Here is a 13489-nt window from a genome sequence, read left to right as displayed (position 1 = left end):
GACACGAACGCCCGCCCCTCCGCGACGGAGGGACGGGCGTCCGAGGTGGGTCAGCGGTCAGGAGGCCCCGATCACCGACTCCAGGTACGGCCGGCTCATCGCGCGGTACGCCGCGATCAGCTCGGTGTCCGGGTTCTCGCGGTCCACGTGCGCACGGGCGAGGACCGCGTGCGCGGACTCGGCCAGCACGACCCAGGCCCGGTTGATCGCCTCGGACTGAGGCAGGTCGAAGCGCTCGCGCATCACGGTGCCGACGGCTCCGCCGAGTGCGGCGAGTCGGTCGGCGTCCTCGTCACCGGACGTGGTGTCGATGTCGGCGAAGCGGATCGCCCGGAAGCCGGGCTCGGTGCGGTACATCTCCGCGGTCATGTCGACGAGCGCGTCGCAGCCCTCCTGCCACGTCGTGGCGCCGGAGGCATCGAGCGTCTCGACGAACCGGGCGGCGAGGCGCTGCGTGCACCGGACGGCCAGGGCCTCGACCACGGCGATCCGGTCCGGGAAGTACCGGTAGACCGTGCCGATCGACGCACCGGCACGCTCGGCGACCATGGCCGTCGTGAGCCGCTCGAAGCCGATCTCGTCGATGACCGCGGCCGCCGCGTCGAGCAGACCTGCGAGGCGCGCCGAGCTGCGGGCCTGGACCGGCTCGTTCCTGAGCAGTGATGATCCCCCCGGCAGTGCGTTCGAAACCTCGGTGACGAGCACGTGAACTCCTTCTCGCGGTGACCGCGGGCTGACTGACTGAGACGGCAACTCTCGCAGACGCCGCCTTGGTCTTGGCTGCGATTCCCCGGGTGTCGGGTCCATGACCCCGTTGCGGGACCACCCCGCATGGGATGATGGTGCGATGCCCGAGTCGACGCCTCCGGACCCTGCCGCGCCCCGGGCAACCACCCCGCAGCGGGACGCACGGTCAGTGGAACGCGAGCACGACCGCCGCGAACAGTCGCCCTGGGGCATCCAGCAGTGGGAGACCGCGATCCCGGAGCCGATCCTGCACCGGGCCGCCCGCATCGAGGACGCCGTGCAGGAGTACCGCGAACAGCACGCCCGGAAGCGCGGCCAGGTCCCGACCGTCATCCCGTACACGGGCTACGGCGCCCCGGGGTGGGTTCGCGTGCTCTGCCGGGTGCTGCTGACCCGCCGCGGCCTGGCGTCCGACGTCTCGTACACGGGCGTCCGCGGGTGGCGCAGCTTCACGAGCGTGGCCGTCGACCACGCCGAGGTCACCATCTCGGCCGGCGGCAGCACGCACACCGTCCAGAGCGACCGCGGTGGTGTGGTCGACGCGATCGTCCCGATCGACCTCGAGCCGGGCTGGCAGACGATCCGACTGTCCGCCGGCGGCATGCGCGACGTGGACGCCGACGTCTTCGTGGTGCATCCGGACACCCGCTTCGGCCTGCTGTCGGACATCGACGACACCGTGATGGTGACGAGCCTCCCCCGCCCGATGCTCGCCGCCTGGAACTCGTTCGTGCTCACCGAACACGCCCGCCGTCCCGTGCCGGGGATGTCGGTCCTCTACGAACGGATCCTCGCGCAGCACCCGGGCGCGGCGACCGTGTACCTCTCCACCGGTGCGTGGAACGTGGCGCCGACCCTGCAGCGCTTCCTGACCCGGAACATGTACCCGTCCGGCACCCTGCTGCTCACGGACTGGGGCCCGACCCACGACCGCTTCTTCCGGAGCGGACAGCAGCACAAGCAGGACAACCTGCGGCGCCTCGCGCGGGACTTCCCGGACATCCAGTGGCTGCTCGTCGGTGACGACGGACAGCACGACGAGCACCTCTACGGCGAGTTCGCCCGCGAGCACCCCGAGAACGTCGCCGCGGTCGCGATCCGACAGCTGTCGACGAGCGAGGCCGTCCTCGCCGGTGGTCGATCGCGCGCCCAGGAGCGCACCCGGGACTCCACCGTGCCGTGGGTCTACGCCCCGGACGGCGCCGGCCTCTGGACCGAGCTCGGACGCGTCGGGATCGCCGACCTCGACTGACCCGGGCTCTCGACCGACCCGGGCTGCTGTCGGCTGTCGGCCGCGCCGCCGAAGTCATGCCGGGAGCGATCTGAACGCACCTTCAGCGCAGCCGCGTCCGGGGTGCGGGTGGTTCGATCAGGGCATGGCTCAGCGCATCGAGGACCACGCCCTCATCGGGGACTGTCACACGGCCGCACTCGTCACCCGGGACGGTGACGTCGACTGGGCGTGCCTGCCCCGCTTCGACAGTGCGTCGACGTTCGCGGCACTGCTCGGCGACGAGCACGACGGTCAGTGGTCGCTCCGCCCCGCCGACCCCGACGCGACCCCGGTCCGCCGACACGACGGCGACTCCCTCGTGCTCTCGACCGTGTGGACCACCACGACCGGCGTCGTCGAGGTCACCGACTTCATGCCGGTCGACGCGCACCGGGCCACCATCGTCCGGCGGGTCCGCGGGCTCACCGGGACGGTCGAGATGCGCCAGGTCCTGCGCATCCGCTTCGGCTACGGGGACGTCCTGCCCTGGATCCGTCAGGTGGGCAACGACGACGAACCGGTCCTCGTCGCGACCGCCGGTCCGGACGCCGTCGTCGTCCGGGGCCCGCGCTTCCGGGCGGACGACCACCGGCACACCGCCACCACGACCATCGCGGACGGCGACGTCCTCGACACCGTCCTCACCTGGTACCCCTCCCACCGTGAGCCCCCGGAGCCGTTCGACGTCGGCGCCGCCCTGCACCACACCCGCGACTGGTGGCACGACTGGACCTCCCGCACCCGTGCCGAGGGCAGGTACGCGTCCGCCGTCCGCAGCTCGCTGATGTACCTGCGCGCCATGACCCACGCCGAGACCGGGGGTGTCGTGGCGGCCGCGACCACGAGCCTCCCGGAGGACCCCGGCGGTGAACGCAACTGGGACTACCGCTTCGTGTGGCTGCGTGACGCGTCGATGGCGCTCGCGTCCCTGATCGCCCACGGGTACCGCGACGAGGCGTCACACTGGCGGGCGTGGCTGCTCCGCGCGATCGCGGGTGACCCCGACGACGTGCAGATCATGTACGGCATCGCCGGCGAACGGGACCTGCCGGAACGGACGCTCGACCACCTGGCCGGGTACGCGGACTCGAAGCCGGTGCGGGTCGGCAACGGCGCGTACACGCAGTACCAGGGCGACGTGTTCGGAGAGGTCCTGGCAGCGCTGCACGACGCCCGCGAGCTCGGCGTCGAGGAGAGCGGCGCCTCGTGGTCCCTGCAGCGTGCGCTCCTCAGCCACGTCGAGGAGCACTGGCAGGAGCCCGACAACGGCATCTGGGAGATGCGCGGACCGCGGCGACACTTCACCCACTCACGCGCGATGATCTGGGCCGCGTTCGACCGCGGGGTCGCCGCGTGCGAGGAATTCGGCCTCGAGGGGCCCGTCGAGCGCTGGCGGACCCTGCGCGACCAGGTGCGCGCGGAGATCGAGGAACACGGATGGAACGCCGAGCGCGGCGCCTACCGGCAGCACTACGACACCGACGAGGTCGACGCGAGCCTGCTCGTCCTGCCACAGATCGGCTACTGCAAGCCGGACGACCCGCGGATGCTCGGCACGGTCGCGGCCATCGAGCAGGACCTCCGCGTCGGCGACGACGGGCTCCTGCTCCGGTACCGGACGTCCTCCGGCTTCGACGGTCTCAGCGGCGCGGAACACCCGTTCCTGGCCTGCTCGTTCTGGCTCGTCGAGCAGTACGCCGGGTCCGGTCGGATCGCGGACGCCGAACGACTCATGGACGTCCTGGTCGGCTTCGCGAACGACGTCGGCATGCTGTCGGAGGAGATCGACGTCGCGACCGGACACCACATCGGCAACACCCCGCAGGCGCTCTCGCACCTGACCCTCGTGACCGCGGCCGATGCGATCGCACGTGCACGGGGAGCGGCCGCCGGCCACCGGACGCGGTCGGCGCAGCGCGACGGCGGGACGTGGAGCGTCACCGGCGCGGGCGAGCGGGCCGGACGGCCGGCCTGACACGACCGGGCCCACCGTTGGACTCTGCCGACGGTGCGCCCGCACGGACGGGAGGCCCGGTGCCAGCTGGCACCGGGCCTCCCGTCATGCGGTTCTCGCGTCGGTCAGGAGGAGCTGACCCACTCGGCAGGGCCGCGCGAACCGGCGCGGTACTCCTCGAGCGGGACTGCTCCGGACTTCCATGCGGAGACGACCGGCTCGACGATCTCCCAGCAGCGCTCCGCGACGTCGCCGCGGATGGACAGCAGCGGGTCGTCGTGGAAGATGCCGTTCAGCACCTCACCGTAGGGGGTGAGCTCGCCGTCGTCGAACGAGGACGACAGGGTGACCTGCCCCATCTCGAACGGGTTGCCGCCGCCGTTGGCCGAGACCGACAGCTCGATCTCGTCCGGGTTGAGGACGATGCGCAGCGTGTCGGCCTTCGGCCGCCCGGTCAGACCGGAGGGCAGGCGCGTCACGGGCTTGAAGGTGATGAGCACCTCTTTCCGGCTGGCGCCGAGCGCCTTGCCGGAGCGGAGGGTGAAGGGGACGCCGGCCCAGCGGGCGGTGTCGACCTCGACCTCGATCTCGGCCAGCGTCTCGGTCCCGCGCGACGGGTCGACCCCGTCCTCCTGCTGGTACGACGGCAGTTCCTTGCCGTCGATCGTGCCGGCTGTGTAGACCGCGCGGCGGGAGGCGATGGTCGCGTCGTCGCCCTTGAGGCGGGTCGAGCGGAGGACCCGGGCGAGCGAGGAGCGGAACTCGACGGAATCGATCGCCGCCGGGGCGTCCATCGTGACGAGCGCCAGGATCTGGAGCAGGTGCGACTGGATCATGTCGACCAGGGCGCCGGCCTCGTCGTAGTACTGCGCGCGGTTCTCGAGGCCCAGGGTCTCGTCGTAGAAGACGTCGACCTTCTCGATGTTGTCGGCGTTCCAGATCGGCTCGAACAGGCGGTTCGCGAAGCGCAGACCGATGATGTTGAGGACCGTCGTGCGGCCGAGGAAGTGGTCGGTGCGGTGCACGCGCTCCTCGGGGACGAGCTCGAGGACCGTCTTGTTGAGTGCCTCGGCACTGGCGACGTCGGTGCCGAAGGGCTTCTCGAACGCCAGCGTCGTGCCCTCGGGGAGCTCGACGTGCTGCAGCGCCTCGCAGATGTCGGAGGCGATCTGCGGCGGCAGCGCGAAGTACAGGATCGGCTCGGCCTCGGCCGCGTCGAGCAGGGCCTTCAGGTGTTCCGGGTCGGTGGGGTCGCCCTGGATGAACTTCGTCGACCCGATGGTCGCGTCGACCTCCGGGCCGGCCACGTCCTGCGACGCGAACGACTTCGTGACGACGTCCTTCCACTGCTCCTCGCTGCGGGCGCTGCGGCCCGTGCCGATGAGCTGGACCGGGACGGAACGGCCGCTCTGCAGGAAGGTGCCGAGACCCGGCAGGAGGAGGCGGGAGGCGAGGTCGCCGGTCGCGCCGAAGATGATGAGCGTGCGCTTGTCAGTCACCGGAGGTGACTCCTTTCGCTTGTGGACGGTCCGCAGGACCTGCGGCCGCGGTCATGCGGTCCTCAGGAGCCAAGGTCCATCGTGCCCGGGAGATTCCCGGGCCGTTCCAGATGGTGGTCGGACGTGTTCTTGTTCGGTGCGTGCATCCGGTGGCGGCGGTCCGCCTGCCCCGGACGCAGTTCGGGCGGCACCGAGATGGTGCCGCCCGAAGCGTGTGTGGCGTGGGTCAGTGCCCGAAGTTGCCGCGGTAGTACTCGTAGACCCAGCCGACGAGCGTGATCGCGACGAGCACGAGTCCGATCGGCACGATCCAGAGGCCGGCGGCGACCCCGAGGAACACGAGCGCGATCGCTGCCGCGAGGAACAGCGGCCACCACGACCACGGGCTGAAGTGCCCGAGCTCGGCGTCGCCGTCCTCGATGTTGGCGTCCTGGCGGTCCTCCGGCAGCACCCCGCCCTGGGCCGACATGACGCGACCCAGGTAGAAGGCGATGAAGGCGGACATGATGCCGGTCAGACCGATCGACAGGGTGCCGACCCACTCGACCGAGCCGTAGTAGATCATCGACCAGATCGTGTACGCGGCGTCCGCGAGCACGAAGAAGACGAACAGGATCCAGAACAGATTGGTGTTGGCGCGCATGGTGGCTACTTCACCTCGCCCTTCGCGGCGTCGTAGGTCGGAGCGTCAGGTGCGTCCTTCGCCGGGCCCACGCCGACCGGCACGCCGGCCTCGGGGTGGTTCAGGTCGAACGCCGGGGACTCGGAACGGATCCGCGGGATCGAGGTGAAGTTGTGACGCGGCGGCGGGCAGGAGGTCGCCCACTCGAGCGAGCGGCCGTAGCCCCACGGGTCGTTGACGGCCACCTTCGGAGCGTTCCGCGCGGTGACGTAGACGTTGAAGATGAACGGCAGGAACGAGATGCCGAGGATCATCGAGCCGATCGTCGACACCTGGTTCATCCAGGTGAAGCCGTCGTTCGGCAGGTAGGTCGCGTACCGACGGGGCATGCCCACGACGCCCAGCCAGTGCTGGATGAGGAACGTGGTGTGGAACCCGACGAACAGCAGCCAGAAGTGGATCTTGCCGAGGCGCTCGTTCAGCATCTTGCCGGTGAACTTCGGCCACCAGAAGTAGAAGCCGGAGAACATCGCGAACACGACGGTGCCGAAGACCACGTAGTGGAAGTGCGCCACGACGAAGTACGTGTCGGACACGTGGAAGTCGAGCGGCGGGGACGCCAGGATCACGCCGGTGAGACCACCGAAGGTGAACGTCACGAGGAACCCGATGGCCCAGAGGATCGGCGTCTCGAACGTCACCGAACCGCGCCACATGGTGCCGACCCAGTTGAAGATCTTCACGCCGGTCGGGACCGCGATGAGCATCGTCATCAGCGAGAACCACGGCAGGAGGACGCCACCGGTGACGTACATGTGGTGCGCCCACACCGTGACCGAGAGGGCCGCGATGGTGATGGTCGCGTAGACCAGGGTCTTGTAGCCGAAGATCGGCTTGCGGCTGAACACCGGGAAGACCTCGGACACGATGCCGAAGAACGGCAGCGCGATGATGTAGACCTCGGGGTGGCCGAAGAACCAGAACAGGTGCTGCCAGAGCAGGGCACCGCCGTTGGCCGGGTTGAAGATCTGGGCGTCGAAGACACGGTCGAGACCGAGGCCGAACAGCGCGGCGGCGAGGACCGGGAAGGCCATCAGCACGAGGAGGCTCGTGACGAGCACGTTCCACGTGAAGATCGACATGCGGAACATCGTCATGCCCGGGGCACGCATCGTGATGATCGTGGTGATGAAGTTGACCGCACCGAGGATCGTCGAGAAGCCCGTCATGCCGAGCCCGAAGACCCACAGAGTCCCGCCGAGCCCTGGTGTGAACGTCGTGTCACTCAGTGGCGCGTAGGCGAACCACCCGAACGAGGCTGCACCCTGCGGGGTGAGGAAGCCACCGACGGCGATCGCGCTGCCGAAGAAGTACATCCAGAAGGCCAGGCCGTTCAGACGCGGGAACGCGACGTCCGGTGCACCGATCTGGAGCGGCATGATCGCGTTCGCGAAGCCGGAGAACAGCGGCGTCGCGAACATCAGCAGCATGATCGTGCCGTGCATCGTGAAGAGCTGGTTGTACTGCTCCTTGGTCGCGACGACCTGGAGCCCCGGCTCGAACAGCTGCGCGCGGATGACGAGCGCCATGATGCCGGCCAGCAGGAAGTAGAGGAACGAGGTGATCAGGTACATGTACCCGATCGTCTTGTGGTCGGTGGACGTCGCCCACCGAACGATGATGTTGCCCTTGCGGCCGACCTTCGACGCCTGGAAGTCCGGCGTCGAAGGCCTGGTGGTCGCCTGGCCGACGAATGACGTTGTCATTGAGACGCGCCCTTACTTCTTCTCGCTGGACGCCTCGGCAGGCGCCTCGTTGTTCGGCTGGTTCGTGTTGGTGTCGTACTCGTTGCCGAGCAGACCGACCTTGCCCTGGTCCTTGAGGGACGAGAGGTAGTCGTCGTACTTCGCCTGCGACACGACCTTCACCTGGAAGAGCATGAGGGAGTGGTACTCACCGCAGAGCTCGGCGCACTTGCCCTGGTAGGTGCCTTCCTTCTCCGGGATGAAGTACTCGTAGTTCGTACGACCCGGCAGCATGTCCTTCTTGTAGAGGAAGTCGATGACCCAGAAGGAGTGGTTGACGTCGCGAGAGCTGAGCTCGATCTCGACCTTCTTGCCCACCGGCAGGTACAGCGTCGGGAGGAGCGACTCGTCGATGGCGCCGCCACCGTTCTCCTCTTCCTGGGCCTGGATGCCCTGGTAGTAGACGCTTTCCTTCGGGTTGTCCTTGTTGATGTAGTTAAAGTCCCAGCCCCAGCGCTTGCCGTACACGTGCACGGTGGCATCGGGCTGCGCGAACGGCTTCTCGATCGCTTCCTGGTCCTTCGCGGTGAAGGCGAAGAAGCCGAGGACGAGGATCAGCGGCACGATCGTGTAGAAGATCTCGAGCGGCATGTTGTACCGCATCTGCACCGGCAGGCCGGTCTGGCCCTTCCGGCGGCGGTACACGATCGCGGCCCAGATGATCAGGCCCCAGACGATCAGACCCACGGCCAACAGGACGATCCAGCTCGTCGTCCACAGGCCGACGATGCGGCTCGTGTGGTTGGTGACGTCCTTCGTCTGCTCCGTGCCCGGGAGCCATCCGTTCATCTGCTGCTGCGTGCAGCCAGCCAGTGCGATGACCAGACCGACGGCCACCGGCACGGCCGCCCAACGTATACGGCGATTCGAACGCACTGTTACCTCTCGGAAAGACGTGGCCCGGGAACCGGTCGTCGTGCGACCGGCGCCGACGGTGACCCCGTCGACGAGCACCGAGGTCAGCCGCAGGGCTGACGCGTGGGTGACTCCCAGCTTGGTTGGAACACTCCTAGCCTACTCGCAGCCATCGACACCGAGCGCACAACCGACACGCGTTGTGGACGGAAACGGCGCTGCGAGGGGCGGTTTCCCCTGGTCATCTGCGTCGGCGGTGATGTCCGTGACGATCGAGATGCGGGAACGCGAACGGGGAGCGGCCGTCTCGGCCGCTCCCCGTTCGCGTGTCGTCGCTCCCCCGCGTGTTCCGCGGCCCAGCGACCAGCCCGTCCGGTGATCAGTGGAAGCTGTCACCACACGCGCAGGAGCCCTGCGCGTTCGGGTTGTCGATCGTGAAGCCCTGCTTCTGGATCGTGTCTTCGAAGTCGATCGTGGCGCCGTCGAGGTACGGGACGCTCATCTTGTCGACGACCACTTCCACCCCGTCGAACTCGGCCGTGGCGTCACCGTCGAGGAGTCGCTCGTCGAAGTAGAGCTGGTAGATGAGACCCGAGCAGCCGCCGGGCTGGACGGCGAGGCGGAGGCGCAGGTCGTCGCGGCCTTCCTGCTCGAGCAGGCTGGCGACCTTCGCCGAGGCCGCGTCGCTCAGCAGCACACCGTGCGACTTGGCGTCGGTCGCTGCTTCGGTCGTGATGGTGTCGCTCATCGACGTCTCCCTTGCTGGCGGTGTCGTTCACCGGCCGTCGCGTCGATTCTAAGCACGTGCACCGACGAGCGGGGTCCCGATCCAGGACCTGTGGAGGACGGGGGTCACCCGCGACCCTGCAGCCGTGCCAGGAGGATCGCCTCCGAGACGATCGCGCGGTGCAGCACGCCGAGGTGCTGGGACTCGTTCGGGCTGTGCGCCCGCGTGTCGGGGTCCTCGACACCGGTGACCAGGATCTGGGCCTCGGGGAACTCCGCCGCCAGGTCCGACACGAACGGGATCGACCCACCGATGCCCTGCTCCACCGGGGCCGCGCCCCAGCCCTCGGACATGGCCGTGCGGGCCTCCTGGACGGCCCAGCCGGTCGCGTCGACCAGGAACCCGTCGCCGGCGTCGACCTCGGTGATCTCCATGCGGGCACCGAAGGGGACGTGCGCACGCAGGTGGGCCTCCACCGCGGCGAAGGCCTCCGTCGCGGCCTGGCCCGGGGCGACGCGGACCGACACACGCGCCGCGACCGTCGGGATCAGCGTGTTCGAGGCGTTCGCGACGCTCGGGACGTCGAGGCCCGTCACCGTGATCGACGGCTGGAACCACATCCGCGACAGCACCGGACCGCTGCCCACGGGCTGGGCACCGTCGACCAGGGCGGCCTCGGTCGCGAAGTCCGACTCGGACCGCTCGGGCACCGGGGCGTCGTGCGCCGTCAGACCGGACACGGCGACCGCGCCGTCGTCGTCGTGCAGCGAGGCCAGCAGGCGCACCATCGGCATCATCGCGTCCGGGGCGGCGCCGCCGTACATGCCGCTGTGGCTGGCGTGCTCGAGCGTCGTCACGGTGAGCTTGAACGTCGTGTTGCCACGGAGCGACACCGTGATCGCCGGCACCTCGGTCGACCAGTTGTCACTGTCGGCCACGACGATGACGTCCGCGGCCAGGTGCTCGCGCTGCTCGCGCAGGAAGGTGCGGAACGAGCGGGAGCCGAACTCCTCCTCCCCCTCGATGAACAGCACGATGCCGACGTCCAGGTCCTCGCCGAACTGGGCGTGCACGGCCCGGAGTGCGGCGACGTGGGTCATCACGCCGGCCTTGTCGTCCGAGGCACCGCGCCCGTAGAGCCGGTCGCCGCGCAGGGTCGGCTCGAACGGCGGCGTCTCCCACAGCGCGTCGTCGCCCTGGGGCTGCACGTCGTGGTGGGCGTAGAGCATCACCGTCGCCTTGCCGTTCCGGGCCGGCCGCACCGCCAGGACCGCCGGCTGCCCGAGCTCGACGGACTCGTCGCCCGGTGCCACCGTGTCCGCGTCGGCGGGCGTGTCGCCCCCGACCGCGGAGCGCACGATCCGGACCTCGTCGAACACCTGGGTCGAGCGCACCAGCTCGGCCACGGCCTCCGCGTTCCGGCGCACGTGCGCCGGGTCGAACGCCGACCACGACACCGACGGGATGCGCACGAGTGCGGACAGGTCGGCGATCGTGGCGGGCAGCGCGCCGTGCACGTGCTCGCGCAGCGCCGCCAGCAGAACGGGGTCGGTCGCGGGCGCCTGGGGCCCCGCTGCGGAGGTGTGCTTCTCGGTGTCGGTCATGGCCGGTAATCTAGAGGACGTCCAGCACGCAGAGCGCCGTTAGGAACGACCGTGGCGAAGGCAACCCCCAAGACCAACGTGACCGTGAACCCGGCCGACGACGAGCTCGTCGCGCACGGCAAGGGTCGCCCCACGCCCTCGCGCCGCGAACGTGAAGCCGCCAACAAGCGCCCGATCGTCGGCAACAGCCCGGCGGACAAGAAGGCCGCTCGCTCGCGTCTGAACGGTGATCGCGAACGTGCCCGCGTCGGCATGGCGAACGGCGAAGAGCGCTACCTGCCGGCCAAGGACCGCGGCGAGCAGCGCCGGTTCATCCGCAACTACATCGACGCCCGCTGGAACGTGGGCGAGGTCATGATGCCGGTGCTCATCCTGTTCCTGCTCGTCGGGTTCCTCGCGGCGCAGACCGCTGCTGCCTCGTACTCCCTGCTGTTCGTCTGGGCGTTCGTGCTGCTGTTCGTCCTCGACTGCGCCGTGCTGTGGTTCGCGCTGCGCCGGAAGTTCGCCGCGACCGGGCAGGAGTTCCAGCGTGGGAACTTCCTCTACATCCTGACCCGTGCGTGGCAGCTCCGGTTCCTCCGCCTGCCGAAGCCGCAGGTCAAGCGCGGGCAGTACCCGACGCTCTGACCTCGTTCCGTTCGAGCGCCGCAGCGCCGTCGACCTCCGGGTCGGCGGCGCTGCGTCGTGTGGGGCCGGCGGTGCGGCCCGGCCTCCCGGCCGAGACGCCGCCGAGTGCGTGAGACGCCGCCGAAATCCGCGGCGTCTCACGCGGAAGGCGGCGTCTCGCCGAGACGCCGGCGCCGCGACGCGCCGCACGAAGCCACTTGCCAGGCGCGGCCTCAGCGTCGCCGCAGGCGCTTCCGCCGCAACCGGTTGATGCGCATCGCCCAGGTCGGCCCCTCGTAGAGGAACGCCGTGTAGCCCTGCACCAGCGTGGCACCGGCGGCGATCCGGGCCTGGACGTCGGCCTCGGAGGTGACGCCACCGACCGCGATGACGCAGAACCCGGCGGGCACCGCAGCGCGCACGCGACGCAGGACCTCGAGGGAGCGGGCACCGAGCGGCGCTCCGGAGAGTCCCCCGGTACCCATCGCCTGCACGTCCGCATCGGGCGTGGTGAGGCCCGTGCGCTCGATCGTCGTGTTCGTCGCGATGACCCCGGACAGCCCGAGCTCGACCGCGAGTCCGGCGATGGCGTCGATCTGCTCGTCGGTCAGGTCCGGGGCGATCTTCACCAGGACCGGCGTCCGGCCGGCGGCGTCGTGCACCGCGGCGAGCAGCGGTCGGAGTTGGTCGAGTTCCTGCAGGCCGCGGAGGCCCGGGGTGTTCGGCGAGCTGACGTTGACGGCCAAGTAGTCGGCGAAGGGGGCGAGCAGCCGCGCGGACTCGAGGTAGTCCTCGACCGCGTCGTCGACGGAGACGACGCGGCTCTTGCCGATGTTGACGCCGATCACCGGTCGGCCCGGGTTGCGGCGCGCACGCTCGAGTCGGCCGGCGGCCTTGACGGCACCGTGGTTGTTGAACCCCATCCGGTTGATCAGCGCCCGGTCCGGGATGAGTCGGAACAGCCGGGGTCGTTCATTGCCCGGCTGGGGGCGCGCCGTGATGGTGCCGACCTCGACGTGCCCGAAGCCCAGGACGCCGAGTCCGGCGATACCACGGGCGTCCTTGTCGAACCCGGCGGCCAGACCGAAGCGGGACGGGAAGTGGATCCCCATCGTGGTGATGCCGTCCTCGGCGGAGGGCCTGGCGTACCGCTCCACGGCACCACCGATGACGGGCACGTGCGGGAGGAGCCGGATGACGCTGAACGCCAGGTGGTGCGCGCGCTCGGGGTCCATCTTTGCGAAGACGTTCCGGAAGACCATCCCGTACCCGGCGCGGACGAGGGACTCCAGGCCGCTCACGCGCTGGCGCCGTCCGCGGGACGATCCGCACCGGACGCGCTGTGGTGGTCGATGCGCAGCTGGCCGATGGCGTCCTCGAAGTCCTCGAGGGAGTCGAACGCCTGGTAGACGCTGGCGTACCGCAGGTAGGCGACCTCGTCGAGTTCGCGCAGCGGGCCGAGGATCGCCAGACCGATGTCGTTCGCCTCGATCTGGCTCGCGCCGGAGGACCGGACGATCTCCTCCACACGCTGCGCGAGCACCGCGAGGTCCGAGTCGGTGACGGGTCGACCCTGGCAGGCCTTCCGCACGCCCGAGATGATCTTCTCGCGGCTGAAGGGCTCGAGGACACCGTTGCGCTTCACCACGTTCAGTGAGGCGGTCTCGGTGGTCGAGAACCGTCGTCCGCAGTTCGGGCACTGGCGGCGTCGGCGGATGGAGGTTCCGTCGTCGCTCGTCCGGGAGTCGACGACGCGGGAGTCCGGGTGGCGGCAGAAGGGGCAGAACATGGCGCCCT

12 protein-coding genes are annotated in these 13489 nt (G+C 69.6%); 3 read left to right on the top strand and 9 right to left on the bottom strand.

Going from position 1 to position 13489, the window contains the following annotated elements; genetic code table 11:
* Positions 1-57: 57 nt before the first annotated feature.
* Entirely contained in the window at positions 58-705 is a 648-nt protein-coding gene (locus DEI89_RS17595; RefSeq protein WP_181421522.1) for a TetR/AcrR family transcriptional regulator, read from the bottom strand.
* A gap of 211 nt (positions 706-916) precedes the next feature.
* Between DEI89_RS17595 and DEI89_RS05975 the strand changes: the two genes are divergently transcribed.
* Positions 917-1999 carry an App1 family protein gene (locus DEI89_RS05975; RefSeq protein WP_375334559.1) on the top strand — a complete coding sequence of 361 codons (1083 nt, stop codon included), beginning with the start codon at positions 917-919 and terminating at the stop codon, positions 1997-1999.
* Positions 2000-2069: 70 nt separating this feature from the next.
* Positions 2070-3995: a glycoside hydrolase family 15 protein gene (locus tag DEI89_RS05970; RefSeq protein ID WP_258366253.1), complete on the top strand. Its 1926-nt coding sequence runs from the start codon at positions 2070-2072 to the stop codon at positions 3993-3995.
* A 104-nt stretch (positions 3996-4099) separates the two neighbouring features.
* Here the strand turns inward: DEI89_RS05970 and DEI89_RS05965 are convergent, their stop codons facing one another.
* The 6 genes from DEI89_RS05965 to DEI89_RS05940 all read right to left on the bottom strand — a co-directional run bounded on the left by DEI89_RS05965 (position 4100) and on the right by DEI89_RS05940 (position 11086).
* Positions 4100-5473, bottom strand: a complete 1374-nt coding sequence (locus tag DEI89_RS05965; protein ID WP_110903123.1) for a glucose-6-phosphate dehydrogenase — start codon at positions 5471-5473, stop codon at positions 4100-4102.
* A gap of 226 nt (positions 5474-5699) precedes the next feature.
* Positions 5700-6116, bottom strand: coding sequence for a cytochrome c oxidase subunit 4 (locus tag DEI89_RS05960; protein WP_110903122.1), 417 nt, complete (start codon positions 6114-6116; stop codon positions 5700-5702).
* Positions 6117-6121: 5 nt separating this feature from the next.
* Positions 6122-7861: a cytochrome c oxidase subunit I gene (gene ctaD / locus DEI89_RS05955; RefSeq protein WP_181421521.1), complete on the bottom strand. Its 1740-nt coding sequence runs from the start codon at positions 7859-7861 to the stop codon at positions 6122-6124.
* Positions 7862-7873: 12 nt separating this feature from the next.
* Positions 7874-8776: a cytochrome c oxidase subunit II gene (gene coxB / locus DEI89_RS05950; RefSeq protein WP_110903121.1), complete on the bottom strand. Its 903-nt coding sequence runs from the start codon at positions 8774-8776 to the stop codon at positions 7874-7876.
* A 358-nt stretch (positions 8777-9134) separates the two neighbouring features.
* Positions 9135-9503: an iron-sulfur cluster assembly accessory protein gene (locus DEI89_RS05945; RefSeq protein WP_110903120.1), complete on the bottom strand. Its 369-nt coding sequence runs from the start codon at positions 9501-9503 to the stop codon at positions 9135-9137.
* 104 nt (positions 9504-9607) lie between these two features.
* Entirely contained in the window at positions 9608-11086 is a 1479-nt protein-coding gene (locus tag DEI89_RS05940; RefSeq protein WP_110903119.1) for a dipeptidase, read from the bottom strand.
* Positions 11087-11137: 51 nt separating this feature from the next.
* Here DEI89_RS05940 and DEI89_RS05935 point away from each other — a divergent pair, with 51 nt between their 5' ends.
* Positions 11138-11713, top strand: a complete 576-nt coding sequence (locus tag DEI89_RS05935) for a DUF3043 domain-containing protein (protein ID WP_258366248.1) — start codon at positions 11138-11140, stop codon at positions 11711-11713.
* Positions 11714-11925: 212 nt separating this feature from the next.
* Here the strand turns inward: DEI89_RS05935 and DEI89_RS05930 are convergent, their stop codons facing one another.
* Entirely contained in the window at positions 11926-12993 is a 1068-nt protein-coding gene (locus DEI89_RS05930) for a quinone-dependent dihydroorotate dehydrogenase (protein ID WP_375334560.1), read from the bottom strand.
* Positions 12990-13481: a transcriptional regulator NrdR gene (gene nrdR, locus DEI89_RS05925; protein WP_110903118.1), complete on the bottom strand. Its 492-nt coding sequence runs from the start codon at positions 13479-13481 to the stop codon at positions 12990-12992. The genes DEI89_RS05930 and nrdR overlap by 4 nt, the downstream gene beginning before the upstream one ends.
* Between the last annotated feature and the right edge of the window lie 8 nt (positions 13482-13489).

Origin of the sequence: Curtobacterium sp. MCBD17_030, from assembly GCF_003224255.1 — a bacterium.
In the GTDB taxonomy this organism is placed as follows: domain Bacteria; phylum Actinomycetota; class Actinomycetes; order Actinomycetales; family Microbacteriaceae; genus Curtobacterium.
Note: the sequence above shows the minus strand (reverse complement) of the source record. Positions and strands in the feature narration are given on the sequence as shown.

Excerpts from the sequence above, each read along its gene's own strand:
- DEI89_RS05960 (WP_110903122.1), bottom strand. The coding sequence starts at position 6,116 with ATGCGCGCCAACACCAATCTGTTCTGGATCCTGTTCGTCTTCTTCGTG.
- nrdR (WP_110903118.1), bottom strand. The coding sequence starts at position 13,481 with ATGTTCTGCCCCTTCTGCCGCCACCCGGACTCCCGCGTCGTCGACTCC.
- DEI89_RS05945 (WP_110903120.1), bottom strand. The coding sequence starts at position 9,503 with ATGAGCGACACCATCACGACCGAAGCAGCGACCGACGCCAAGTCGCAC.
- DEI89_RS05940 (WP_110903119.1), bottom strand. The coding sequence starts at position 11,086 with ATGACCGACACCGAGAAGCACACCTCCGCAGCGGGGCCCCAGGCGCCC.
- ctaD (WP_181421521.1), bottom strand. The coding sequence starts at position 7,861 with ATGACAACGTCATTCGTCGGCCAGGCGACCACCAGGCCTTCGACGCCG.